Annotated in this window: 23 protein-coding genes and 1 riboswitch; of the genes, 13 read left to right on the forward strand and 10 right to left on the reverse strand. The window is 72.7% G+C overall.

Going from position 1 to position 24,407, the window contains the following annotated elements; translation table 11 throughout:
• Positions 1–11: 11 nt before the first annotated feature.
• Genes ACNTMW_RS22350 through ACNTMW_RS22360 form a run of 3 tightly spaced genes read right to left on the reverse strand, consistent with a single transcriptional unit; the run spans position 12 to position 2,838 of the window.
• Positions 12–809 (reverse strand): energy-coupling factor transporter transmembrane component T family protein, encoded by a 798-nt coding sequence (locus tag ACNTMW_RS22350; protein WP_426635685.1) that lies wholly within the window; start codon positions 807–809, stop codon positions 12–14.
• Entirely contained in the window at positions 806–2,269 is a 1,464-nt protein-coding gene (locus tag ACNTMW_RS22355; RefSeq protein ID WP_426635727.1) for an ABC transporter ATP-binding protein, read from the reverse strand. Before ACNTMW_RS22355 ends, ACNTMW_RS22350 begins: the two co-directional genes overlap by 4 nt.
• Positions 2,266–2,838, reverse strand: coding sequence for an ECF transporter S component (locus ACNTMW_RS22360; RefSeq protein WP_426635687.1), 573 nt, complete (start codon positions 2,836–2,838; stop codon positions 2,266–2,268). Before ACNTMW_RS22360 ends, ACNTMW_RS22355 begins: the two co-directional genes overlap by 4 nt.
• A gap of 77 nt (positions 2,839–2,915) precedes the next feature.
• A riboswitch (TPP riboswitch) is annotated at positions 2,916–3,019 on the reverse strand.
• A gap of 338 nt (positions 3,020–3,357) precedes the next feature.
• On the opposite strand from ACNTMW_RS22360, the gene ACNTMW_RS22365 reads away from it, so the two are divergent.
• From ACNTMW_RS22365 to ACNTMW_RS22380, 4 genes are all read left to right on the forward strand, one after another.
• Complete coding sequence (locus ACNTMW_RS22365; RefSeq protein ID WP_426635728.1) at positions 3,358–4,356, forward strand: permease; 999 nt, start codon at positions 3,358–3,360, stop codon at positions 4,354–4,356.
• Positions 4,353–5,084 carry a TIGR03943 family putative permease subunit gene (locus tag ACNTMW_RS22370; protein ID WP_426635688.1) on the forward strand — a complete coding sequence of 244 codons (732 nt, stop codon included), beginning with the start codon at positions 4,353–4,355 and terminating at the stop codon, positions 5,082–5,084. Before ACNTMW_RS22365 ends, ACNTMW_RS22370 begins: the two co-directional genes overlap by 4 nt.
• A 9-nt stretch (positions 5,085–5,093) precedes the next feature.
• Entirely contained in the window at positions 5,094–5,927 is an 834-nt protein-coding gene (locus ACNTMW_RS22375) for an alpha/beta fold hydrolase (protein WP_426635689.1), read from the forward strand.
• A gap of 108 nt (positions 5,928–6,035) precedes the next feature.
• A complete protein-coding gene (locus ACNTMW_RS22380) occupies positions 6,036–7,970 on the forward strand; it encodes an acyl-CoA dehydrogenase family protein (protein ID WP_426635690.1) in 1,935 nt (644 codons plus the stop codon).
• A 46-nt stretch (positions 7,971–8,016) separates the two neighbouring features.
• On the opposite strand, the gene ACNTMW_RS22385 is transcribed toward ACNTMW_RS22380, so the two are convergent.
• From ACNTMW_RS22385 to ACNTMW_RS22410, 6 genes are all read right to left on the reverse strand, one after another.
• Positions 8,017–8,436: a Fur family transcriptional regulator gene (locus ACNTMW_RS22385; protein ID WP_426635691.1), complete on the reverse strand. Its 420-nt coding sequence runs from the start codon at positions 8,434–8,436 to the stop codon at positions 8,017–8,019.
• 26 nt (positions 8,437–8,462) lie between these two features.
• Positions 8,463–8,750, reverse strand: a complete 288-nt coding sequence (locus ACNTMW_RS22390) for an ArsR/SmtB family transcription factor (protein ID WP_426635692.1) — start codon at positions 8,748–8,750, stop codon at positions 8,463–8,465.
• Positions 8,751–8,763: 13 nt separating this feature from the next.
• Positions 8,764–9,651 (reverse strand): metal ABC transporter permease, encoded by an 888-nt coding sequence (locus ACNTMW_RS22395; RefSeq protein WP_426635693.1) that lies wholly within the window; start codon positions 9,649–9,651, stop codon positions 8,764–8,766.
• Between the two features lie 49 nt (positions 9,652–9,700).
• Positions 9,701–10,498 carry a metal ABC transporter ATP-binding protein gene (locus ACNTMW_RS22400; RefSeq protein WP_426635695.1) on the reverse strand — a complete coding sequence of 266 codons (798 nt, stop codon included), beginning with the start codon at positions 10,496–10,498 and terminating at the stop codon, positions 9,701–9,703.
• A complete protein-coding gene (locus tag ACNTMW_RS22405) occupies positions 10,495–11,394 on the reverse strand; it encodes a metal ABC transporter substrate-binding protein (protein WP_426635729.1) in 900 nt (299 codons plus the stop codon). Before ACNTMW_RS22405 ends, ACNTMW_RS22400 begins: the two co-directional genes overlap by 4 nt.
• Before the next feature lie 96 nt (positions 11,395–11,490).
• On the reverse strand, positions 11,491–11,820 hold the full coding sequence (locus ACNTMW_RS22410; protein WP_426635730.1) for a DUF6703 family protein: 330 nt from the start codon (positions 11,818–11,820) through the stop codon (positions 11,491–11,493).
• A 32-nt stretch (positions 11,821–11,852) separates the two neighbouring features.
• Here ACNTMW_RS22410 and ACNTMW_RS22415 point away from each other — a divergent pair, with 32 nt between their 5' ends.
• The 9 genes from ACNTMW_RS22415 (at position 11,853) to ACNTMW_RS22455 (ending at position 22,554) form a co-directional block, all read left to right on the forward strand.
• Complete coding sequence (locus ACNTMW_RS22415) at positions 11,853–12,200, forward strand: antibiotic biosynthesis monooxygenase family protein (RefSeq protein WP_426635731.1); 348 nt, start codon at positions 11,853–11,855, stop codon at positions 12,198–12,200.
• On the forward strand, positions 12,197–12,772 hold the full coding sequence (locus tag ACNTMW_RS22420) for an Rv0361 family membrane protein (protein WP_426635696.1): 576 nt from the start codon (positions 12,197–12,199) through the stop codon (positions 12,770–12,772). Before ACNTMW_RS22415 ends, ACNTMW_RS22420 begins: the two co-directional genes overlap by 4 nt.
• Positions 12,773–13,034: 262 nt before the next feature.
• The gene (locus ACNTMW_RS22425; RefSeq protein WP_426635697.1) at positions 13,035–14,414 is read left to right on the forward strand and encodes a glycine--tRNA ligase; all 1,380 of its coding nucleotides are present in this window, start codon (positions 13,035–13,037) and stop codon (positions 14,412–14,414) included.
• Between the two features lie 239 nt (positions 14,415–14,653).
• Positions 14,654–15,787, forward strand: coding sequence for a tRNA dihydrouridine synthase DusB (gene dusB, locus ACNTMW_RS22430; protein ID WP_426635699.1), 1,134 nt, complete (start codon positions 14,654–14,656; stop codon positions 15,785–15,787).
• 395 nt (positions 15,788–16,182) lie between these two features.
• Positions 16,183–18,915 (forward strand): pyruvate, phosphate dikinase, encoded by a 2,733-nt coding sequence (gene ppdK, locus ACNTMW_RS22435; RefSeq protein ID WP_426635732.1) that lies wholly within the window; start codon positions 16,183–16,185, stop codon positions 18,913–18,915.
• 68 nt (positions 18,916–18,983) lie between these two features.
• The gene (locus ACNTMW_RS22440; RefSeq protein ID WP_426635700.1) at positions 18,984–19,340 is read left to right on the forward strand and encodes a VOC family protein; all 357 of its coding nucleotides are present in this window, start codon (positions 18,984–18,986) and stop codon (positions 19,338–19,340) included.
• A gap of 160 nt (positions 19,341–19,500) precedes the next feature.
• Positions 19,501–20,043: a hypothetical protein gene (locus ACNTMW_RS22445; protein ID WP_426635701.1), complete on the forward strand. Its 543-nt coding sequence runs from the start codon at positions 19,501–19,503 to the stop codon at positions 20,041–20,043.
• A gap of 88 nt (positions 20,044–20,131) precedes the next feature.
• Positions 20,132–21,319: an AI-2E family transporter gene (locus ACNTMW_RS22450; protein ID WP_426635702.1), complete on the forward strand. Its 1,188-nt coding sequence runs from the start codon at positions 20,132–20,134 to the stop codon at positions 21,317–21,319.
• The gene (locus tag ACNTMW_RS22455) at positions 21,316–22,554 is read left to right on the forward strand and encodes a deoxyguanosinetriphosphate triphosphohydrolase (RefSeq protein ID WP_426635703.1); all 1,239 of its coding nucleotides are present in this window, start codon (positions 21,316–21,318) and stop codon (positions 22,552–22,554) included. The genes ACNTMW_RS22450 and ACNTMW_RS22455 overlap by 4 nt, the downstream gene beginning before the upstream one ends.
• 80 nt (positions 22,555–22,634) lie before the next feature.
• On the opposite strand, the gene ACNTMW_RS22460 is transcribed toward ACNTMW_RS22455, so the two are convergent.
• Positions 22,635–24,389 carry a cholesterol oxidase substrate-binding domain-containing protein gene (locus ACNTMW_RS22460; RefSeq protein WP_426635704.1) on the reverse strand — a complete coding sequence of 585 codons (1,755 nt, stop codon included), beginning with the start codon at positions 24,387–24,389 and terminating at the stop codon, positions 22,635–22,637.
• Positions 24,390–24,407: the final 18 nt, after the last annotated feature.

Consider the following 24,407-nt stretch of genomic DNA (forward strand, 5'->3'; position numbering starts at 1 on the left):
TGGGGCGCGCCTCACCCGATGAGGCGGAACGTACCGGTGGCGACGCTGGCGCCGATCGCGACCGCCGCGAGCCCCACCGCGCCCACGACCAGGGCGGCGTCGGCCGCGGTGAACCGCTGCGGACGGGCCACCGTCCGGGTGGTGCCCGCGTCGAACCCGCGCGCGTCCATCGCGGTCGCGAGCCGGGTACCGCGCCGGATCGCGCCCACGAGCAGCGCGAACATGGTGGAGGCGAACAGCCGGGCGCGGGCGACCGGGTTGCGGCCGGCGTCGATGCCGCGGGCCCGCCGGGCGAGGGTCAGCATCTCCCACTCGCCGGCGAGCAGCGGCAGCAACCGGAACGCGGCCAGCGCGCCGATCGCGAACCGGGGCGGTACGCGTACCTGCTGGACGAGCGAGTCGGCCAGGTCGGTCGGGTCGGTGGTGGCGAACACGACGAGACCGGGCAGCGCGACGGCGAAGATCCGCAGCGCCAGGCCGAGGGCCGCCGCGAGGCTGCCCGTGGTCACGTCGAGCGGCCCGACCGCCAGCAGCGCCGCCCCACCGCGTTCGGTGGTGAAGGCGAGCGTGAACGCGAAGACGACCAGCGCGCTCGCCAGCAGCGGCCAGGCCCGGCGGGCCAGGGCCCGGTACCGGATGCCGAACAGCGGTACCGCCGCGAGTTCGAGCCCGATCGCGACGGCCGGGGTCACCGGGTCGACCGAGGCCAGCAGGATGAACGTGAGCAGCGCGCTGGCGGCCAGCTTCGCGGTCGGGTTGCGCCGGGCCAGCGGCGCGCCGGGCGCGGCCAGCGGTTCGAGCAGCCTCACGCCGGCCTCCCTTCCGTGATCACGGAACGTCGTCCGTCCCGGGACACGGAGCAATTTCCGTGATCATGGGAGAGGAGGAAGTGGCGGTCAGCCAGCGCTTCGACCAGGTCCTCGTCGTGGGTGACCGTCACGATGCCCCGCCCCTCGTCGCGCAGGCGGGCCAGCAGGTCCACCAGCTCCCGCCAGGTCCGCAGATCCTGGCCGAACGTCGGCTCGTCGAGGATGAGCACGTCCGGAGCCGTGGCCAGGGCCGTCGCCACGCTGAGCCGGCGCTGCTCGCCGCCGGAGAGGGTGTACGGGTTGGCCGCCGCGAGCCGGTCCAGGCCCAGCCGGGTCAGCAGCTCGTCGACGACCGGCGCCGGGTCCAGACCCACCCGCCGCGGGCCGAGGGCCAGCTCGTCGCGTACCCGGTTGGTGACGAACTGGTGCTCGGGGTTCTGGAACACCGAACCGATCCGGCGGGCCAGGGTCGCGGCCCGCCAGCGGTGCGGCGGCACCGCCGGCTCGGCCCGCGCGGTCACCCGGCCGGCGGTCGGCCGCAGCAGGCCGCCGAGCAGCAGCGCGAGGGTCGACTTGCCCGCGCCGTTGGCGCCGCGGACGGCCAGCACCTCACCCTCGCGTACCTCGATGTCCACGCCGGACAGTGCCGGCCGGTCGGCGCCGGGGTGGCGCAGCGCCAGCCGGTCGGCGGTCAGCAGCGCCGCGCCGGGGGACCCGGCCGCCCGCCGCCGCGCCGGCCGCACGCCGGGTACCCACACGCCCTGCGCGGCCAGCGTGGCGCCGTGTTCGGCGAAGACCTTCTCCGGCACGCCGTCGGCGGCCACCCCGCCGCCGGGGGACAGGACGACGACCCGGTCGACGAGCGGTACGACGTCGGCGACCCGGTGTTCGACCAGGACCACCGTCGGCTCGACGGCCCGCAGGGCGTCGCGGACCTGCGCCGCGCCGGCCGGGTCGAGGTTGGCGGTCGGCTCGTCGAGCAGCAGCAGTCCGGGGCCGGGTGCCAGGACCCCGGCGAGGGCCAGTCGCTGCTGCTCGCCGCCGGACAGTGCGTCGGTGCGGCGGTCGCGGGGGTACGGGAACCCGACCAGGCCGAGGGCCGCATCGACCCTCGGCCAGATCCCGGCGGCCGGCACGCCCCGGTTCTCCAGGCCGAACGCCACGTCGTCGCCGGCGCGGGCCATGACCAGCTGGGTCTGCGGATCCTGGAACAGGATGCCGACCCGGTCGCGGGTCGCGCGGGCGTCCCGGCCGTCGACGAGTACCTCGCCCTCCTGCTCGCCGGAGTCGTGCGCGAGCAGGCCGGCGGCCGCGGCGAGCAGGGTGCTCTTGCCCGCCCCGGACGGGCCGAGCAGCAGTACCCGCTCGCCGTGCTCGACGCGCAGGTCGACGCCGCGGATCGCCCACGCCTTGCGGCCGGCGTGCCGCCAGCCGAAGCCGCGGAGTTCCAGAGTGCTCAGATCGCGGCCCGTTCCCGTCCGGAGGGGAACCGGTCCAGCGCACCGGTCTGCGCGAGCGCCCGGGTCAGCGCCCAGCCGCCGGCGCCGGCCACGACCGCCGAGCCGACCGCGGCCAGCGCGATGTACGGCAGCCGGAAGGTCGCCCACGAGTAGCCCGGGTACCACACGATCACGTCGAAGGCGGTCGCGGCCACCCCCGCCGCCGCACCGGCGACGAGCGCGGTGAGCAGGCCGAACGACCGGTACAGCAGCGCGAGGAAGACCAGCTCCGCGCCGAGACCTTCGAGCAGCCCCTGCGGGATGACCGTCCACCCCCACGAGTTGCCCAGCAGCGCCGAGACGATCGCGGCGACCAGTTCGGTGTAGGTGGCCGCGCCGGGCTTGCGGATGACCAGCGCGCCGAGCACGGCGGGGACCAGCCAGACGCCGTACAGCAGCGCCCGGCCGGGCAGCGGGAACGCCTCCGCCGGTCCGTTGTAGAGCAGCGCCCAGGCCCAGAAGACGACGCCGAAGGCGACCGCGATGACGGAGGCGACGACGACGTCGACGGTGCGCCATCGGTTGTTCATGTGGAACCTCCCAGTTCAATAGGGTGAACCAGGAGAAGACGCACGCCATGTCCCGCCGTCGGCGGGACATGGCGCTACGCGGAGCCTGACCGAACTTCCTGCGCTGGCATTACCCAGATCAGGTTCGAGGGTCTGCGGCGTGGCCGCACTCTCAGCGCTGTGCGCTCCCCTGTCGGATGTGAAGTTGTGGCATCGACAGTAGCAGTGGCCGCGATCTCCGGTAAGGGCCCGGGTGGCCCATCGAGGTATGTGGACCTGCCGTCATTGCCCTGCTGCGCCGGATGGTGGGCGGTACGCTGTCGGCGTCCGCTCCCCGCGACGGGAAGGAACGAACCAGTGGCAGCGCCCGACCGCACGCAGGCGCGGGAGCCGACCGCGCCGGCCGGCGCCGGAGAGGCCGATGCGGCCGGCGTCAAGGAGGCCGATGCGGCCGGCGTCAAGGAGGCCGATGCGGCCGGCGTCAAGGAGGCCGATGCGGCCGGCGTCAAGGAGGTCGATGCGGCCGGCGCCGCGGAGACCGTGACGACCGGCGCCGCGGAGGCGGCCGGTACCGGACGCCGCGGGCCGGCCCGCCGGGTCAGCTCCGTCGAGGTGCTCGCCGCCGTCCTGGTCCTCGTGGTCGTGTTCCGGGCACCGATCAGCCGCGCGCTGTCCGCGCCGGGCCTGCAGACCTGGACCACCATCTTCGTGTCGGTGTTGACCCAGGCAATGCCGTTCCTGGTGTTCGGCGTGGTGCTGTCGGCGGTGATCGCGGTGTTCGTGCCGGCGTCGTTCTTCGCCAAGGCACTGCCCCGGCACCCGGCCCTCGCCGTGCCGGTGGCGAGCGCGGCCGGGATGGTACTGCCCGGCTGCGAGTGCGGGTCGGTGCCGATCGCCGGCGCGCTGGTACGCCGCGGGGTCACCCCGGCGGCGGCGCTGGCGTTCCTGCTCGCCTCGCCCGCGATCAACCCGGTCGTGCTGGCCTCCACGGCGGTGGCGTTCCCCGGCCAGCCCCGTATGGTCGTCGCCCGGGCTCTGGCCAGCATGCTGACCGCCTGCGCCATGGGCTGGCTGTGGCTGCGGCTGGGCCGCACGGAGTGGATCAGGCTGCCGCACCGGCCGGAACTCGACGGCATGGGCAAGCCGGCCGCGTTCTGGGCGGCGGCCCGCCACGACGTCATGCACGCCGGTGGCTACCTGGTGCTCGGCGCGATGGCCGCCGCCACGATCAACGTGCTCGTGCCGCAGCAGTGGATGCGTACGCTCGGCGACAACCCCGTGCTCGGGGTGCTCACCCTGGCGGTGCTCGCCGTGGTGCTGTCGATCTGCTCGGAGGCGGACGCGTTCGTCGCGGCGTCGCTGCGCGAGTTCTCGACCACGGCGAAGCTGGCGTTCCTGGTGGTCGGGCCGATGATCGACCTGAAGCTGTTCGCGATGCAGGCGGGCATGTTCGGCCGCCGGTTCGCCACCCGGTTCGCGCCGGCGACGTTCGTACTCGCGATCGTGGTGTCCGTCCTCGTGGGGGTGGTCCTGCTGTGAACCGTCAGGCCCAGGCCGTGGTGCTGCTCCTGGTCGGCGGCGCCGTACTGCGCAGCAGCCTCACCGACCTGTACCTGCGCTACGTCAAGCAGGGGCTGCGCCCGTTCCTGATCGCCGCCGGCGCGCTGCTCGTCGTCGCGGCGGTCATGACACTGTGGTACGAGTTCCGCGGCGGTCGGGCCGCGCACGACCACGAGGGGCACCCCCAGGGCGACGACGGGCACTCGCACGCGCACGGTCCGTGGGTGGCGTGGCTGCTGATCCTGCCGGTGTTCGCCCTGCTGCTGGTCTCGCCGCCGGCCCTCGGCTCGTACGCGGCGAGCCGCAACGGCACCGCGCTGCAACAGGTCTCGGACTTCCCGCCGCTGCCCGCGGGTGACCCGGTGAAGATCAGCGTGCTGGACTACGCCAGCCGGGCGGTGTTCGACGGCGGCCGGTCGATCGGCGACCGGACGGTCCGCCTCACCGGCTTCGTCGTCACCGGTGGCGAGGGTGGTCCGTACCTGGCGCGCATGGTGCTCAGCTGCTGCGCCGCCGACGCCCGCCCGGTCAAGGTGGCGCTGACCGGCGAGGTACCCGCCGGCCTCAAGGCCGACAGTTGGATCGAGGTGACCGGCCGGTACACCGCGAAGACGGTCAAGGACGCCGTCAACGGCGAGACCATCCCGTACCTCGAGGTGATCGACCTCGCGCCGGTGGCCGCGCCGAACGAACAGTACGAGTCGTAGGCGGCGGGCGTGCAGGTCGCCGCCCGGGGACTGGCGTTCGAGGTGACCGTCGGCGGCCCGGCCGGCGGCACCCCGGTCCTGCTGCTGCACGGGTTCCCGCAGAACGGACAGATGTGGCGCGCGATGTCGCCGGGGCTGCACGCCGCCGGCCTGCGCACGATCGCGCCCGACCAGCGCGGGTACTCGCCGGGCGCGCGCCCGCCGGACGTCGCCGCGTACGCGCTGGGCGAGTGCGTGGCCGACGCGGTCGCGATCCTGGACGCGTTCGGCGTGGACCGCGCCCACGTCGTCGGCCACGACTGGGGCGCCGCCGTCGGCTGGGGCCTGGCCGCCCGGTTCCCCGAGCGGGTGGCCACGCTGACCGCGCTGTCGGTGCCGCACCCGCGGGCCCTCGGCCGGGCCCTGCTCACCAGCCTCGACCAGCTACGCCGGTCGCGGTACATCCTGTTCTTCCGGCGCGCCGGCCGGGCCGAGGAGGTGCTGCTGGCCGACGGCGCCCGGCGGCTGCGGGCGATCTTCGCCGGTTCCGGGCTGGACGCCGCCGGGGTCGACCGGTATGTCGCGCCGCTGCTGGCGCCGGGCGCGCTGACCGCCGCGCTGAACTGGTACCGGGCGCTGCGCCTGTTCGACCGGTCCGGGCTGCCGGCGGTGGGCGTGCCCACGACGTACCTGTGGAGCGACGGTGACGTGGCGATCGGCCGGGTCGCCGCGCGGCGCTGCGCGCGCGAGGTGACCGGGGAGTACGACTTCGTCGAGCTGCCCGGGCTCAGCCACTGGGTGGTCGACCAGGCGCCGGAGGCGGTCGCGGCGGCGGTGCGTGGCCGGGTCGGTGCGGCGGGCTGAGCGTCCGGTTGCCCGAGATCATCGGTCGCGCGGACTTACCGATGGGTACTACCGGCTAGTAGCCTGATACCAGACGCGCAAGGCTCCCGTACCCGCAAGGGGGTGGCCATGACGACGACCCGCAGCCAGCCGGCGGCGAACGCGCCCGACGGCGGCCAGACCCAGGTTTCCGAGCGGCAGGCCAGGCAGGTCGCCGAGGCTGCCCGGGAGAAGGAGTGGCGCAAGCCGAGCTTCGGCAAGCAGCTGTTCCTCGGCCGGTTCCCGCTGGATCTGATCAACCCACCGCCGCGGCCGGAGGCCGGGTCCGGCGAGTCGGAGGCGTTTATCGCCCGGCTCGAGGAGTTCGTCACCGGCAAGGTCGACGGTGCGCAGATCGAACGCGACGCGCGGATCCCCGACGACGCGCTGGCCGGCCTGGCCGAGCTCGGCGCCTTCGGGATGAAGATCGATCAGAAGTACGGCGGCCTGGGCCTGTCGAACTGGGACTACTGCCGGGCCCTGATGCTGGTCGGCTCGGTCAGCCCGGCGATCGGCGCGCTGCTGTCGGCCCACCAGTCCATCGGCGTGCCGCAGCCGCTCAAGCTGTTCGGCACCGACGAGCAGAAGCAGCGGTTCCTGCCCCGGCTGGCGGCCGGCGAGGTGTCGGCGTTCCTGCTCACCGAGCCCGACGTCGGCTCCGACCCGGCCCGGCTGTCCACCACGGCGACCATCACGCCCGAGGGCGACTACCTGCTCAACGGGGTGAAGCTGTGGGCCACCAACGGCACCCTGGCCACCCTGCTGGTGGTGATGGCCCAGGTACCTCCCTCGGACGGGCACCGTGGCGGCATCACGGCGTTCGTGGTGGAGGGTGACTCCCCCGGCATCACCGTCGAGTACCGCAACGCCTTCATGGGACTGCGCGGTCTGGAGAACAGCGTCACCCGGTTCCACGACGTACGGGTACCGGCGGCCAACGTCATCGGCGGCGAGGGCCGGGGCCTGAAGATCGCGCTGACCACGCTGAACACCGGCCGGCTGTCACTGCCGGCGATGTGCGTCGGCGCGGCGAAGTGGTGCCTCGGGGTGGCCCGGGAGTGGGCGGCCGAGCGGGTGCAGTGGGGCCTGCCGGTGGCCCGGCACGAGGCGGTCGCCAAGAAGCTCGCGTTCATCGCCGGCTCCGCGTACGGCATGGAGGCGATGCTGGAGCTGTCCTGCCGGCTGGCCGACGACGACCGCAACGACATCCGCATCGAGGCGGCGCTGGCCAAGCTGTACGCCAGCGAGCTGGCCTGGCAGGTCGCCGACGAGCTGATCCAGATCCGGGGCGGGCGCGGGTACGAGACGGCCGACTCGCTCGCCGCCCGCGGCGAGCGCCCGATCCCGACCGAGCAACTGCTGCGCGACCTGCGGATCAACCGGATCTTCGAGGGCTCGACCGAGATCATGCACCTGTTCATCGCGCGGGAGGCGGTCGACGCCCACCTGTCGGTCGCCGGCGACATCATCGACCCGGAGGCGGCGCTGGGCCGCAAGGCCAGGGCGGCCGCCCGGGCCGGCGGTTTCTACGCGAAGTGGCTGCCCACGCTGGTCGTCGGCAGGGGGCAGGCGCCGGCCGGGTACGCCGAGTTCGGGCCGCTGGCCCGGCACCTGCGGGCCGTGGAACGCGCGTCGCGCAAGCTGGCCCGCGAGACGTTCTACGCGATGGCGCGCTGGCAGGGAAAGATGGAGCGCAAGCAGGCGTTCCTCGGGCGCATCGTGGACGTCGGCGCCGAGCTGTACGCGATGTCCGCGGCCTGCGTGAAGGCCAACGCGTCGGGGCGCGTCGAGGAGGTCGAGCTGGCCGACCTGTTCTGCCGGCAGGCCCAGGCCCGGGTGGAGCGGCTCTTCACCGACCTGTGGGACAACACCGACGACGTGGACGTGGCGGCGGCCAAGCGGATCGTCGCCGGCCGGTACGCCCGGCTGGAGTCGGGCATCGTGCCGCCGCCGGCCGCCGGTGACTGGGTGGCGCGCTGGACGCCCGGCCCGTCCACGGCGACCGATGTGCGCCGCCGGCTGTAGTCGAGGTTTCCCACGTCGAGGTTTCCCCTGATCGCGGAGAGGGGCGTCAGCGCCGGCACTCCGGGCAGGTACCGAAGATCTCCAGGGTGTGGCTGACGTCGGCGTACCCGTGCCGGGCGGCCACCTTCTCCGCCCAGCTCTCCACCGCCGGGCCGAGCACCTCGACGGTCTGCCCGCAGGAGCGGCACACCAGGTGGTGATGGTGGCCGTCGCTGCACCGCCGGTACCGGTTCTCGCCGGCCGGCGTCTGCATCACGTCGATCTCGCCCGCGTCGGCCAGCGCGACCAGCGTCCGGTACACCGTCGTCAGCCCCACGGCCTCACCCCGGGAGCGCAGCATCGCGTGCAGTTCCTGGGCGCTGTGGAACCCCTCGACCTCGGCCAGCAGCGCGCTGACCGCGCCGCGCTGGCGGGTGTGGCGTGCCGGCCCGGCCGCCGGGCTGTCCGGCCGTGGTCGCGCGTTCATCTGGTCTCCCGGCTGTGGCTTCGCGTTCACCGGACCTCCCGGCTGTGGCTCACCGCGTCGGCGACGATGTGAGCCACGTGCTCGTCGGTCAACGAGTACGCGATCTCGCGCCCCCGGCGCGAACCGCGTACGATCCCGGCGCCCCGCAGCACCCGCAGGTGTTGGGAGACCAGCGGCTGCGGCGCACCGAGGGTGTCGACGAGTTCGTGGACGCATCGGGGGCCGGCGGCCAGTTCGGTGACGATCCCGATGCGCAGCGGTGCGGCGAGCGCGCGCAGCAGTTCTCCCGCGGCCTCGTATCCGTCCGTTGTCACGTGGGCCACGGTATCAGCGGTCCAGCAGAACCTCGTGCGGCTCGGAGCCGGCCTGCGGCTGCGGTTCCGGCACCGGTGCCGTCCGCCGTGACCGTCTCCGGCGGACGGCACCGGCACCGGCGGTCACCACGACGAAGGCCACGATGGCCAGCAGGACGACCGTCGCCCCGGAGGCGGTGTCGAGCTGTGCCGAGACTCCCATGCCGGCGACGGCCGCTCCGGCCCCGAACGCCATGGCGAGGTACATGGTCGCGTGGAAGCCACGGGTGACCTGCTGAGCGGTCGCCACCGGTACCACCATCAGCGCACTCACCAGCAGCAGTCCGACCGCGCGCATCGCCGCCGTCACGGTCACCGCGGTGGTGACCGCCAGAACCACGTTCAGCAGCCGGATGGGCAGGCCGGCCACCCGGGCGTACTCCTCGTCGTGGCAGGTGGCGAACAGCCAGGGGCGCAGCAGCAGGGCGACGGCAAGGGTGGCCGCGCCGAGGACGCCCATCACGGCGAGGTCGCCGGGTGACGTCGTCAACGGCGAGCCGAACAGGTACGACGTGAGGCTTCGGCTGCTCTGCCCCGAGGAGAGGTTCACCAGGACGACGCCGCCGGAGATACCGCCGTAGAACAGGATCGCCAGGGCCACGTCGCCGGACGCCTTGCCGCGTTCGCGGACCAGTTCGACCGCGACGGCACCAAGGGCGGCGACCACCACGGCGGTGAGCGTGGGGGAGTTGTGGGTCAGCAGGCCCAGACCGACGCCGGTGAGCGCGACGTGGCCGAGCCCGTCGCCGATCAGCGACAGTCGGCGCTGTACCAGGTAGATGCCGATGGCCGGGGCGGCCAGGCCGATGATCGTCGCGCCGACGAGGGCGCGGATCATGTAGTCGTACGCGAAGAGGTTCACCCGTGTTCCTTGTCAACGCCGCGCGCGGAGCGCTGTTCTCGTACGCCGCTCACGGGGCGCTCCAGATGCCGGGCCGGTCGACCGGCGCGTGTGGATGGACGTGGTCGTGGTCGGGGCCGGCATGGTGGCCGGCCGGCTCCGGTACCGCTCCGTCATGGACGATCCGGCCGTGGTGGACGACCACGGCGCGGCTGATGAGCGGGGCCAGCGGGCCCAGTTCGTGCGCGACCAGCAGGACGGTGCCGCCGCGGTCGACGAACCGTCCCAGGGCCGCCGCGAACGCCTCCTGGCTGGCGGCGTCGACGCCGGCCGTCGGCTCGTCGAGGACGAGCAGGTCGGGCGCACCGGCCAGGGCGCGCGCGATGAGTACCCGCTGCTGTTGACCACCGGAGAGGGTGCCCACCGGATCGGCGGCGCGGTCGGACAGGCCCACGTCGGCCAGTGCCGCCGCCACCGCCGCGCGGTCGGCGGCCCCGCGGGGGCGCAGGAAGCCGCGCCGGGCCAGCCGGCCCGAGGCGACGACCTCGCGTACCGTGGCGGGCACCCCGCCACCGGCGTCCAGCCGCTGCGGTACGTACCCGATGCGCTGCCACTGGCGGAACCGCCGCAGCGGGGTACCGAACAGCCGCACCTCGCCGTGGCGTGGCGTCAGCAGGCCGAGGGTGGCCTTGACCAGCGTCGACTTGCCGGATCCGTTGGCGCCCAGGATCGCGACGACCTCGCCGGCCGCCACCCGCAGGGTCACGTCGTGCAGGATCGGCCGCCCGTCGTAGCCGACCACGACCCCGTCGGTGGCGACGACGGGCTCCGTTCCGCCGGCGGCGTTCACCGGTACGGACCCGCTCATGAGCAGCCCAGCGCGGTGCGGAGGGTGGCGAGGTTGGCGCGCATCACCGACAGGTAGGTGTCCGAGGAGCCCGGCTCGATGCCCTCGATCGGGTCGAGGACCTCGGCCTTGGCGCCGACCTCCTTGGCGAGGGTCTCGGCGATCTTGGGGCTGACCAGGCTCTCGAAGAAGATGGTGGTCGCCTTGTACTTCCGGGCCTGCGCCGCCACGTCGGCGAGGTGCTGTGGGGTCGGCTCCTCCTCGGGGTTGAGCCCGGTGATCGGGATCTGGGTGAGCCGGTAGCGGGCGGCCAGGTAGCCGAAGGCGGCGTGGCTGGTCACGATCTCGTGTCGCTGGCAGTTCGCGAGCCCGGCCGCGTACTCCTTGTCGAGCGCCTCGAGTTCGCCGCGCAGTTTCGCCGCCCGGGCGCGGATGTCGGCGGCGTGTCCGGAGTCGCGCGCGGCCAGCCGGTCGGCGACCGCGTCGGCGACGGCGGCCAGCCGGGTCGGGTCGAGCCAGATGTGCGGGTCCTTCCCGCCGCTGTCCTCCACACCGGGGGCCGCCTGCTGGAGCGGCTGAACGGTGCTGGTGTCGATCGCCTTGCCGCGGGCCTCCTGGTCGACGGCGGAGTCCACGCTCGGCTGGAAGCCCCGCAGGTACACCACGAGGTCGGCCGTGGCGAGCCTGGCCATCTGGGACGGCTGCAGCTCCAGGTCGTGCGGCTCGGCACCCGGCTTGACCAGGTTCGTCACCGCGACACGGTCCCCGCCGACCTGCTCGGTCACGTACTGCAGCGGGTAGAAGGCGGCCACCACCCGCATCCGGTCACCGGTGTCCGCCCCGGCGCCGGTGCCGCACGCGGTGAGCAGGCAGGCGGACGCCGCGACCACGGCGAGCAGCGCCGTGCGAGAACGAATCATGTTCCCTACTCTGACGGCTAATGACAATCATTGTCAAAGACGCATCGGTCCCGGTGGCGGGAGAGGCGAGTCGCGGTCACGGGAGGGGACGGGTCAGACCAGGCGGACGACCGCGAGCGCCACCAGGAGGGCGAGGATCACCACCCGGGCGACCCGGGTGCGGGACGTGCCGTACCCCCAGGTGAGCGTCAACAGGGCGGCCAGCGCCGCGGCCATGACCAGCAGCAGGGCGCCGCCGAACGGGCGTGGTGCGAGCAGCCCGCCGATGACCAGCGCCGCGGCGACCAGGAAGACCGTCGTCGGGTTGAGCTGGCGCAGGCGCGCGAGTAGGACCTGTGTGCCCCGCGTCGGCACAATCGCACCTCCGTATTCTCGACGTCGTACCTTACTTTCCCGGCGATACGTTTCCGCTTCCCCGGCGATTCGTTCCCGGTGGTTTCCGCGTGGAGGCGGCTGTGCTGGTGGTGACCCGGTTCGTGGTGAGCGAGCCCGATCCGTTCGTGGAACGAGCCCACACCGCGCTGGCCGCCCTCGCCGCGCGCCCCGGGTACGTCAGCGGCCGGCTCGCGCGGGCCGTCGACGAGCCCGACACGTGGTGCCTGGTGACCAGCTGGGAGTCGGTCGGGGCGTACCGGCGGGCGCTGTCGTCGTACGAGGTGAAGCTGCACGCCACGCCGCTGCTGGCGGAGGCGCTCGACGAGCCGTCCGCGTTCGAGGTGCTCGCCGCCGCCGAGCCCGCCGGCCCGGTGGTCGTCGCCGGCAGCGACCGGGCCGAGGGGCCCGCACTACGATCACGACCATGAGTACACCCGGCGGGTACCCGGTCGAACCGTCCGGCACCTCCGAACCGTCCGGTGCCGGCCCGTCCGGCGTGCCCGGCTGGCCCGGCCCGGCCGGTGCGCCCGAGCCGCCGCCCGGTCCCGGGGTCACGCCGCCGTTCGCCGCCCCGCCGACCGACCGGGACCGGCGCGGGCTGTGGATCGGCCTCGGCCTCGGCGCCCTCGTCCTCGTCCTCTGCTGCGTCGGCGGGCTCGCCGGCTTCGGGCTGCTCGCGGTCAGCGGTACCCGGCAGGTGCAGACCCAGGCGACCGAGGAGGTCAGCGGGTACCTCGACGCGATCGAGGCGGCCGACTACGACGCCGCGTACTCGCACCTGTGCTCGCCGATGAAACGGCAGGTCAGCAGGGCCGAGTTCGCCGCCCGGCAGGAGGACGGGCCGCGCCTGACATCGTACGTGGTCCACCAGCCCCAGGTCGGCAACACGATCGTCGTACCGGCGGACCTCAGGTACCAAGACGGCACCTCGAGCCTGCACCGCTACCGGCTACGGCAGGAGTCCGGCAGCCAGGAACTGCGTATCTGCGGGGGCATCTGATCGGCTCCGGGGGCAGGGAAGGTCCGGGGCGGTACGCGCGTTAATGTTGGTGCTGGCCGGCGAGCGGGATCGTACGCTTGACCGGTCCGTCGGTCTGCTCATGCGGGCCGCCACAGACCAGTCCAGACTGGTCTTCGATCAATCTGGTTCGCGGGCTTCGCCCGGCGGGCCAGACTGGTCGCCGACAGCCAGCCGGCGAACCTCGGGTCGACCGGCACGACGAGCCGGACGTCAGACCCGACGTTCGTAGGAGGACTATTCCATGGCCGCCGACCGCATCGAATCCGTCGTCAGCCTCGCCAAGCGCCGCGGTTTCGTCTACCCGTCGAGCGAGATCTACGGTGGCACCCGCTCCGCCTGGGACTACGGTCCGCTCGGCGTCGAGCTCAAGGACAACGTCCGCCGTCAGTGGTGGAAGGCGATGGTGCAGCAGCGCGACGACATCGTCGGCCTGGACTCCGCCGTCATCCTCGCCCGCCCGGTCTGGGAGGCCTCGGGCCACGTGAGCGAGTTCGTCGACCCGCTGACCGAGTGCCAGTCCTGCCACAAGCGCTTCCGCGCCGACCACCTGGAGGAGGCGTTCGCCTCCAAGCACGGCCGGCAGCCGGACGGCCTCGGCGAGATCAACTGCCCGAACTGCGGCAACAAGGGCACCTTCACCGAGCCGCGGATGTTCAACGGCCTGATGAAGACCTACCTGGGCCCGGTGGAGAGCGAGGAAGGCCTGCACTACCTGCGGCCGGAGACCGCCCAGGGCATCTTCGTCAACTACAAGAACGTGGAGACCTCGGCCCGAAAGAAGCCGCCGTTCGGCATCGCCCAGGTGGGCAAGAGCTTCCGCAACGAGATCACCCCGGGCAACTTCATCTTCCGGACCCGCGAGTTCGAGCAGATGGAGATGGAGTACTTCGTCGAGCCCGGCACCGACGAGAAGTGGCACGAGTACTGGCTGACCGAGCGCTGGAACTGGTACCGCGACCTCGGCCTGTCCGAGGACAACCTGCGCTTCTACGAGCACCCGCAGGAGAAGCTCTCGCACTACTCGAAGCGCACCGTCGACATCGAGTACCGGTTCCGCTTCGGCGGCACCGAGTTCTCGGAGTTGGAGGGCGTGGCCAACCGCACCGACTTCGACCTGCGTACGCACTCCACGCACTCCGGCGTCGACCTGTCCTACTTCGATCAGGAGAAGGGCGAGCGCTGGTTCCCGTACGTGATCGAGCCGGCCGCCGGCCTCACCCGGGCGGTGCTCGCGTTCCTGCTCGAGGCGTACGACGAGGACACCGCGCCCAACACCAAGGGCGGCGTGGACAAGCGGACGGTCATGCGGTTCGACCCGCGGCTCGCGCCGGTCAAGGTCGCGGTGCTGCCGCTGTCGCGCAACCCGGAGCTGTCGCCGAAGGCCAAGGGCCTCGCCGCCGACCTGCGTAAGCGCTGGGTCGTCGAGTTCGACGACTCGCAGGCGATCGGCCGCCGCTACCGCCGCCAGGACGAGATCGGCACCCCGTTCTGCGTGACGGTGGACTTCGACACGCTCGAGGACAACGCGGTGACCGTGCGGGACCGGGACACGATGGCTCAGGAGCGGGTGTCGCTGGACAACGTCGAGCGGTACCTGGCCGACCGCCTGCCCGGCTGCTGAGCCGCGCCCGCCAGCCGAGATCTTGGACACGTGTGGGGGCCACAGCCCTCCTCGGTGTCCAAGATCTCGGCGTCCGGGCCGCCGTCGACCCGCATCGTCCCGTCCGGCTCCGGTGATCGCGATCCGCGTGCCATCTCGCACGCCGGGTCATGGGCAGTGGTCGACCTGCGATCAGGCGTACCCCCTCGGCTGCTGTCCGTCGAACGTCACCGCGCTGCTCCGCGAACTCCGATGATCATGTGAGGCTGGACGACGTGAAATCCCTGCGCCTGGGCCCCTACGAGGTGGGGCCACCCGTCGTGCTGGCCCCGATGGCCGGCATCACCAACGTCGCGTTCCGCCGCCTGTGCCGCGAGTACGGGGCGGGCCTGTACGTGTGCGAGATGGTCACCACCCGGGCGCTGGTCGAGCGCAACCCCAAGACGATGCGGATGCTCGCGTTCTCCCCGGACGAGCGCCCGCGCAGCCTCCAGTTGTACGGCATCGACCCGGAGATCGTGGCCCGGGCGGTGCGCATGGTGGTCGAGGAGAACCTCGCCGACCATGTCGACCTGAACTTCGGCTGCCCGGTGCCCAAGGTCACCCGCAAGGGCGGCGGCTCGGCGCTGCCGTGGCGGCACCGCCTCTTCGAGCGGATCGTCAGGGGTGCGGTCGAGGCGGCAGAGCACGTGCCGGTGACCGTGAAGATGCGCACGGGCATCGACGACGACCACCTGACGTACCGGCGGGCGGGCGAGATCGCGCAGGACGCCGGGGTGGCCTGGGTGGCGCTGCACGGGCGGACCGCCGCGCAGCGGTACTCGGGCACCGCCGACTGGGAGTCGATCGCGGACCTCAAGGCTCACCTGGACGTCCCGGTGCTCGGCAACGGCGACATCTGGGAGGCCGATGACGCGCTGCGGATGGTCGCCACGACCGGCGCCGATGGGGTGGTGGTCGGGCGCGGCTGCCTGGGCCGGCCGTGGCTGTTCGCCGACCTCGCCGCCGCCTTCGACGGCCGCCCCGAGCGGGTACTGCCGACCCTCGGCGAGGTCGCCGCGACGATGCGCCGCCACGCCGAGCTGCTGGTGGAGTGGCTGGGGGATGAGCGACACGGCTGTGCCGACTTCCGCAAGCACGTCGCGTGGTACCTGAAGGGCTTCCCGGTCGGCAGTGAGCTGCGCCGCCGGCTCGCCATGATCAACAGCCTGGTCGAGTTGGACGACCTGCTGGGCAAACTGGACCCGGCCGTGCCGTACCCGGTAGAGACCCTGGGCCAGCCGCGGGGACGTACCAACTCGCCGGGCCGGGTGGCGCTGCCGGACGGGTGGCTGGACGGCCCGGACGCCGACGGTGTTCCCGAGGGCGCGGAACTCGCCGACTCCGGCGGCTGACGAGAGCCGCTGACGACCCGTCAGCTGACGAGAACCGGCCGACCGGCGTGCGGGTCACCCCGCCGGGCCGGCCCGGCGCACCACACGGCGGAAATCGGCAGCCGAATCAGTGCCGAATCAGTGCGGAAACCGACGGCGAAACGGGGATCACAGTGGTCGGCCGAAACGGTCGGCCGCCCCCATTTAATGCACGTTCATGCGCGTGGGAGCGTTCCCGGAAACGCATTTGGACTATTGCTGGTTCGGCGGTATGTGAAGAGTCACTGAAGCCTCCCTAAGGCCGTTGGCCGGCCACTAGCCTGACGCCACACAACGGGCTCTATCCGTTCCGGTATGCGCCCTACTGGGTAGTAGCACCGCGGATATCCCTGAACGACGGTGGGTCCCGGGAGGTAATCGTGGCGCAGCAGGAGCGGGCCGTGAAGTACGTGTACGACTTCGCGGAAGGCAACAAGGACCTCAAGGATCTACTCGGTGGCAAGGGTGCCAACCTCGCCGAGATGACCAATCTCGGCCTGCCGGTGCCGCCGGGCTTCACCATCACGACCGAGGCGTGCAAGGTCTACCTCGAGCGGGGTACCGAGCCCGACGGCCTGGCCGACGAGATCACCGAGCATCTGCGGGCGCTGGAAGACACCATGGGCAAGCGCCTGGGTGACAGCGAGGACCCGCTGCTGGTGTCGGTCCGTTCGGGCGCGAAGTTCTCGATGCCCGGCATGATGGAGACCGTCCTCAACGTCGGCCTCACCGACGCCAGCGTCAATGGCCTGGCAAAACAGGCCGGCGGCACGGACCCGTCGGCCGGCGGAGCCGGTGAGCGCTTCGCCTGGGACTCCTACCGTCGCCTGATCCAGATGTTCGGCAAGACCGTGTGCGAGGTGCCGGGGGAGGCGTTCGAGGGCGCGCTCGAGGCCGCCAAGCGCGCCAAGAACACCCACAGCGACCTCGACCTGGACGCCGCCGACCTGCGGGCACTGGTCGACGAGTACAAGAAGATCTTCTCCCAGCACACCGGGCGCGACTTCCCGCAGGACCCGCGCGAGCAGCTCGACCTCGCCGTCCGGGCGGTGTTCCACTCGTGGAACGCCGACCGCGCCGTGCTGTACCGACGCCAGGAGCGCATCCCGGCGGACCTCGGCACCGCGGTCAACGTGGTCGCGATGGTCTTCGGCAACCTGGGCGCCGACTCCGGTACGGGCGTCGCGTTCACCCGCGACCCGGCAACCGGCGAGCCGGGCGTCTACGGCGACTACCTGGCCAACGCCCAGGGCGAGGACGTCGTCGCCGGCATCCGCAACACGATCCCGCTGCAGCAGCTCGAACAGCTCGACAAGGCGAGCTTCGACCAGCTCATGCAGATCATGGCCACGCTCGAGGGCCACTACAAGGACCTGTGCGACATCGAGTTCACCATCGAGCGCGGCAAGCTCTGGATGCTGCAGACCCGCGTCGGCAAGCGGACCGCCGCCGCCGCGTTCGTCATCGCCACTCAGCTGATCGACGAGGGCGTCATCGATCTCGACGAGGCGCTCAAGCGGGTCAACGGCACCCAGCTCGCGCAGCTGATGTTCCCCACGTTCGACACCGACGGCGACCACAGGCCGGTCGCCAAGGGCGTCGCCGCGTCGCCCGGCGCCGCCGTCGGCAAGGCCGTCTTCGACTCGCACCGCGCCGCCGAGCTGGGAGAAAAGGGGGAGAAGGTCGTCCTGGTCCGCCGGGAGACCAACCCGGACGACCTGCCGGGCATGATCGCCGCCCAGGGGGTCCTGACCAGCCGGGGCGGCAAGACCTCGCACGCCGCGGTGGTGGCCCGGGGCATGGGTAAGACCTGCGTGTGCGGCGCCGAGGCGCTCGACGTGGACATCGAGGGGCGGAAGTTCACCGTCGGCGGCCAGACGGTGTCCGAGGGCGACCTCATTTCGATCGACGGCACCAGCGGCAAGATCTACCTCGGCGAGGTGCCGGTACAGCCGTCGCCGGTCGTGCAGTACTTCGAGGGCAAGCTGGCCCCCGACGCGGACCCCCTCGTGACGGCCGTGCACCGGCTCATCACCCACGCCGACTCGGTACGCCGGCTGGGCGTGTGGACCAACGCCGACACCGGGGAGGACGCCGCGCGGGCCCGCCGCTTCGGCGCCGAAGGTATCGGCCTGTGCCGCACCGAGCACATGTTCCTCGGCGACCGGCGGGAACTGGTCGAGCGGCTGATCCTCGCCGAGACCGACGAGCAGCGGCAGGCGGCGCTCGACGCGCTGCTGCCGTTGCAGCGCGCGGACTTCCTGGAAATCTTCCGGGCGATGGACGGGCAGCCGGTGGTGGTGCGCCTGATCGACCCGCCGCTGCACGAGTTCCTGCCCGGCCTGGAGGACCTGGCCGCGAAGGTGGCGGTGGCCGAAGCGCTGCACAAGGACCCCGGTAAGGACGGCGTGATGCTGGTCGCCGTGCGCCGCATGCACGAGCAGAACCCGATGCTGGGCCTGCGCGGCGTACGCCTCGGCCTGGTCATCCCGGGACTGTTCGAGATGCAGATCCGCGCGATCGCCGAGGCCGCGGCGCAGTGCCGCGCCGAGGGCTGCGACCCCCGGCCGGAGATCATGGTTCCGCTGGTCGGCGCCGTGCAGGAGCTGGAGACCGTACGCGCGGAGGCCGAGCGGGTACTGCGTGACGTTGCCGAGAAGACCGGTGTCGACGTACCCGCGCTGATCGGCACCATGATCGAGCTGCCGCGGGCGGCGCTGAACGCAGGCCAGATCGCGCAGGCCGCCGAGTTCTTCTCGTTCGGCACCAACGACCTGACCCAGATGACCTGGGGCTTCTCCCGGGACGACGTCGAGGCGGCGTTCTTCTCGCGGTACCTGGAGCTGGGTATCTTCGGCGTCTCGCCGTTCGAGTCGATCGACCGCGACGGCGTCGGCCGGCTGGTGCAGCTCGCCGTCCGGGAGGGTCGGGCCGCCCGTCCCGACCTCCAGCTCGGGGTCTGCGGCGAGCACGGCGGCGACCCGGACTCGGTGCACTTCTTCCACGACGCCGGCCTGGACTACGTCTCCTGCTCGCCGTTCCGGGTACCGGTGGCCCGGCTGGAGGCGGGCCGGGCCGCGGTGGCGTCGGAAGGATCCGACAGCCGGTGACCCCGGTCGATCCCACGGGCGTAGGGTGATCCATCGTCCGTGGGATCGACCCGGCAAGGGGGTTTCCGATGAGCAGCCGGTGGAGCGAGGTCGTCGTCGACGCGGTCGACCCGGCGCGTCTCGGTCGGTGGTGGGCGGAGGTGCTCGACTACCACCTGCTCTCCGAGGACCTCGACGAGGTCGTGATCGGGCTCGCCGAGGACACGTATCCGCGGCTGCTGTTCGGCCGCATCGCGGAACCCAAGTGCGGCAAGAACCGGCTCCACCTCGACCTCACGCCCGACGACCAGGAGGCCGAGGTGGAGCGCCTGGTCGACATGGGCGCCCGCCGGGTCGACATCGGGCAGGGCGACGAGGTGCCGTGGGTGGTGCTGGCCGACCCCGAGGGCAACGAGTTCTGCGTACTCCGGCCGCGCGTCGGGTAGGTGTCGCCCCCCGGCCGCGTGCCTGTCGGACGCCGTACTCCGGCCGCGTCTCCGTCAGACGCCGTACTCCGGCCGCGTGCCTGTCGGACGCCGTACTCCGGCCGCGTGTCCGTCGGGCAAACTCGCCCGCCTTTTCGCACCCTTTTGCTAGTTTTGCCCCGTGAATTGGGGTGATGTCCCCTCGTGGGCTCTCGTGGTGGTGTCGGCCGGCGCGCTCACCCTCGCGGCGCTCGCGGCGCGCTGGTCGTACGGCGCGTTCCTGACCGCGTCCGCCGCGGCCGCCCGGGCCGACGACGCGCGCCGGGAGGCGCGGGAGCGCCAGCAGGCGACCCTGGTGGCCGCCTGGCCGATCAGCGAGCGTGAGACGTTCCAGAAGACGATCGAGCGCGGGGTGGTCGGCGCGGCCGTCCGCAACGCGTCGCCGATGCCCATCTACAACGTCGAGATCGTGTACCGCGACGAGGGCGCCGCGTGGACCGCCGTCCGTCGCCTGCACCTGGTCGCGCCCTCCGACGAGCCGCAGATCGTCGCCGGGTTCGACGAGGAGGCCACCACCGGCGTACCGGCGCCGGAGCGGATCAACAAGGACGGCTCGATCAAGCTCCTACCGTCGGCGGAGATGCGGGTGGAGATCAGCTTCGCCGACGCCCTCGGCCGCCGGTGGCGCCGCGACGACAACGGGGTCCTCGACGTCGTTCCGTGACCGGCGGCAGGCGTCGTTCCTGGCCGGCGGCACGGCGTGACCGGCCGCCGTCTTGGACTTCCGGATTGTCGGCTGGCATCGTGTGCGTATGACCGCCGTGGAAGAGAAACCGCAGGGAGGACGCGACGAGCCGATGGATGCCGCGGGCGTCGACCGGGCGTCCGGCCCCGCGGGGTTCGCCCGACTCGTACCGCCCGGTCTGGTCTTCCGGTGGGCCGCGGCGGCGACCCTCGGTGTGCTCACCGTCCTGCTGAGCCTGTACGCGCTCTACACCGTGCGCAGCATCCTCGTGCTCGTGCTGATCTCGCTGTTCATCGCGGTCAGCCTCGACCCGGCGGTGCGCTGGCTGGTCCGGCGCGGGATGGGCCGCCCGGTCGCGGTCACGCTGGTGGTCCTGGTCGTCCTCGCGCTGTTCGGCGTCTTCATCTGGTCGATCGTGCCGCCGCTGGTCGAGCAGGGCGGCAAGCTCATCTCCAACGTGCCGGACTACCTGCGCCGGCTGCCCGAGGAGTCGAGGACCTTCCGGGAGCTCAGCGACCGGTACAACCTGACCAACCGGCTCAGCGCGTTCGTCGCCGACCTGCCCACGCGGATCGCAGGCGGCGCGCTCGGCTTCGTGCAGCAGTTCTTCGGCGCGCTGCTGTCCACGGTCACCGTGCTGGTGCTCGCCATCTACTTCATGGCCGACATGCCGCGGATGCGGCGCGGCCTGGTCCGCCTGTTCCCGCACCGGCGGCGCCCGCAGGTCGCCGAGATCGCCAACATCGTCGTCGACAAGGTCGGCGCCTACATGATCGGCAATCTGATCATCTCCCTGTTCGCCGGGGTCTCGGCCTTCCTGTGCCTGGCGATCCTGAAGGTGCCGTTCGCGCTGCCGCTCGCGATCGCGGTGGCAATCACCGACCTGATCCCCCTGATCGGTGCCACCCTCGGGGCGGCGCTGTGCGTACTCGTCACGTTCTTCACCGTCGACCTGTGGCCGGCCGGCGTGATCGTGCTGATCTTCTTCGTGGTGTACCAGCAACTTGAGAACTACCTGATCGCGCCGCGGGTGCTGCGCAACACCGTCGACCTGTCCGCGGTGGCGGTGCTGCTGGTCGCGCTGATCGGCGGCAGCGTCCTGGGCGTGGTCGGCGCGCTGATGGCCATCCCGATCGCGGCGGCCGTCAAGGTGGTCGTCACCCCGACGATCGAGACCATGCACCAGCCCCCGCCGCCGGCGGAGGCCGTGTCCGAGGCGGAACCGTCGGCCGGCGCGGATAATCTCGGCAGGTGAGCGATCACGACACCGAGCGGTTCGTGCCGGAGACGGCCAAGGACCCGCTACGCCCGGTCGAGGCCGGCTGGCGCAGCCCCTTCCAGCGCGACCGCGCCCGGGTGCTGCACTCGGCGGCCTTCCGGCGGTTGGCCGCCAAGACGCAGGTACACACGGCCGGCGGGGACGAATTCCTGCGCACCCGGCTGACCCACTCGCTGGAGGTCGCGCAGATCGCCCGCGAGATGGGGGAGCGGCTGGGCTGCGACCCCGACATCGTCGACACCGCCGGGCTCGCCCACGACCTCGGCCATCCGCCGTTCGGGCACACCGGCGAGGAGGCGCTCGACGCGGCCGCGCGGGACTGCGGTGGCTTCGAGGGCAACGCGCAGACGCTGCGGGTACTCACCAACCTGGAAGCCAAGATCCTCGACGCCGACGGCGGCTCGGCCGGCCTCAACCTGACCAGGGCCAGCCTCGACGCGGTCGCCAAGTACCCGTGGTACCGCCGCCCCGGCACCCGCAAGTTCGGCGCGTACGCCGAGGACGCGGCGGTCTTCGAGTGGCTGCGCGCCGGTGCCCCGGACGGCCGGCGCTGCCTGGAGGCCCAGGTCATGGACTGGGCCGACGACGTGGCCTACTCGGTGCACGACGTCGAGGACGGCGTCTACGGCGGGTACGTGCCACTGACCCGGCTGCGCAAGGACGCCGACGAGCGGGCGGCGCTCTGCGCCGACGTGGCCGCCGCGTACTCCGCCGAGTCTCCGGCGGACCTGGCGGCCGTCCTCGACGAGCTGCTCGCCGACCCGCTGTTCACCCCGCTCGACGACTACGACGGCAGCCACCGCGCCCAGGTCGGGCTCAAACGGGTGACCAGCGTGCTCACCGGGCGGTTCATCGCCGGAGCGGTGTCGGCCACCCGGGAGCGCCACGGCGACGGGCCGCTCCACCGGTACGCCTGCGACCTGGTCGTGCCCCGCCGGATCCGGGCGCAGTGCGCGCTGCTCAAAGGCATCGCCCTGCGGTACGTGATGCGCCGCGCGGGCGTCGCCTCGTGGCGCGACCGCCAGCAGGAGATCCTGCGGGACCTGGTGGAGGTGCTGTGCCGGCGCGCCCCGGAGGCGCTCGACCCGGTCTTCGCCCCGCGCTGGCGGGCCGCGGCCGACGACGACGCCCGGCTGCGGGTCGTGGTCGACCAGGTGGCCAGCCTCACCGACCCGGCGGCCGTCGACTGGCACCGCCGGCTCGTGCGCTGAGCCGGCGCGGCCACCGCCGACTCGTGCGCTGAGCCGGCGCGGACGCCGCCGCTGGCGCCCCGCCGCCGGGCTGTGCCCGGTCAGGACAGCAGGGCGTCCAGGAACGGGTTGGTGAAGACCCGGTGCGGGTCGTACCGGTCGAGCGTGTCCACCGCCCAGCGCCAGCCGGTGTCCGGGCCGGCGGGGAACGACGCCGGGATCCTGCCGGTCAGCGTCGCCGGCTCCGACCAGGCCGCCCGGTCGGTGTAGCCCCAGCCCTTCGACCACTCCACCCGGGTCGCGGCCGAGGAGCCGGCGAACGTGGTGAACAGGAACTGCTCGACCTCGCGGTAGAACTCCCCGGCGTACGCGGTGCCGGGCAGGGTGAGCACGTCGAACCAGACCGCCACGTCCCAGTCGGGGTGGTCCGGGCGCGGGGACAGCGCCGACAGCGCGGCGGGCACCGCGCCGGGTAGACCGGTGTCGCCCGGCCGGTCCAGGCCGGTCACCCGGATCTCCAGCGCCCCGTTGACGGGGAAACGGCCCGCCGCCGCGTACTCGTCCAGCCGCCGGGAGTAGAACCGGGTGAACTCGTGCACCACCCGCTGGACGTCGGCACGGGCGCACAGGACGGCGTACCCGTTGGCGTGCATCCGCATCGTGGTCGGCTTGATGTACAGCAGGAGGTTCTTCGACGCGCCCCAGAGGTCGGCCGAGGCGGTGGCCGCCAGCCCGGCGACGGTGGTGTCGTACTGCGCCTGCCCGAACACCGGGGCGAGATAGTACTCGCCGGCGACGACCCGCCCGGCCAGCTCGGCGACCGGCCGGGGCACGTTGTCGGAGAACGGGTAGTTGTACGGCCCGCTGACCGGCCGGCTGGCCGGCGGACGGGCGGGGCTGACCCGCCACGTCTTCAGCCACGGGTTCGCGGTGAACGCGAACCAGATCGCCTCGGCCCGGCCGGTCGCGTCCAGCACCGACGCGAAGGTACGCCCGGCCGACCCCGGTGCGGCGAACAGTTCGGCGGCCGGCACGTCGACCTGGCTCACGCAGCGCAGGTTGCGGTCGGCGCCGACCCGCAGGACCACCTCGGTGACGAAGGCGCGGCCGAGGTGGGTCAGGAACGCGCCGCAGTCGGGCTCCGCCCGGTCGAACGTGCGCAGGACGTACCCGCCGGCGGCGGGATCCCACACCACGGCGGTCAGCGACAGGATCAGGTTGCTCAGCGAGCCGTACGTGGTGTCGGCGGGTCGCGTCTCGCCGTCGGCGGGGACGGCGGTGCCGTGCCCGTCGACGGCGAGCGCGCCGCCCACCGACAGGTCACCGGGCGCGGGCGTGGCCAGCAGGCCGCGGCCGGCCCGTTCCAGGTACCCGAGCAGGTCCTCCATCGCCGCGCCGGCCTGTACCCGGACCGAGTTCCCGGTCAGGGACATCCCGGTCAGGTGCCGCGTGGTGTCCACCAGGACCACCCGGTCGGCGCCGCCGGCGGTCACCGTCAGCGGCGACCAGCCGTGGCGGAACCCCTGCGCGCGCAGCGTGTACCCGTGCGTGTGCGCCCAGTTGGCCAGCGTCACCACCTCGTCCGGGGTACCGGGTGCGCACGTCCACACGTCGTCGACGACCAGTTCACCGGCCCAGTTGCGGTACACCTGGCGGTACGGCTCGATGCCGGCCGGGAAGTCGGCGGGTGCCGGCCCCACGCCGGACGCCACCGCCGCCCCCGCGCCCGCCGTGGTAGCCGGGCCGGCGGCGGACGCGGCGCCGACCCGGCCGGCCAGCGTCCACCCCACGCCGGTCGCCGCGGCGGTCAGCACCTGTCGACGGGACACCACCCCACGGTCGCGCTCCTGCGTCACGACGCCCCCTTCGGCAAC

The organism is Planosporangium spinosum, assembly GCF_049999945.1.
Taxonomy (GTDB): domain Bacteria; phylum Actinomycetota; class Actinomycetes; order Mycobacteriales; family Micromonosporaceae; genus Planosporangium; species Planosporangium spinosum.

Excerpts from the sequence above, each read along its gene's own strand:
- ACNTMW_RS22360 (WP_426635687.1), bottom strand. The coding sequence starts at position 2,838 with ATGAACAACCGATGGCGCACCGTCGACGTCGTCGTCGCCTCCGTCATC.
- ACNTMW_RS22380 (WP_426635690.1), top strand. The coding sequence starts at position 6,036 with ATGACGACGACCCGCAGCCAGCCGGCGGCGAACGCGCCCGACGGCGGC.
- ACNTMW_RS22385 (WP_426635691.1), bottom strand. The coding sequence starts at position 8,436 with ATGAACGCGCGACCACGGCCGGACAGCCCGGCGGCCGGGCCGGCACGC.
- ACNTMW_RS22400 (WP_426635695.1), bottom strand. The coding sequence starts at position 10,498 with ATGAGCGGGTCCGTACCGGTGAACGCCGCCGGCGGAACGGAGCCCGTC.
- ACNTMW_RS22420 (WP_426635696.1), top strand. The coding sequence starts at position 12,197 with ATGAGTACACCCGGCGGGTACCCGGTCGAACCGTCCGGCACCTCCGAA.
- ACNTMW_RS22425 (WP_426635697.1), top strand. The coding sequence starts at position 13,035 with ATGGCCGCCGACCGCATCGAATCCGTCGTCAGCCTCGCCAAGCGCCGC.
- ACNTMW_RS22440 (WP_426635700.1), top strand. The coding sequence starts at position 18,984 with ATGAGCAGCCGGTGGAGCGAGGTCGTCGTCGACGCGGTCGACCCGGCG.
- ACNTMW_RS22450 (WP_426635702.1), top strand. The coding sequence starts at position 20,132 with ATGACCGCCGTGGAAGAGAAACCGCAGGGAGGACGCGACGAGCCGATG.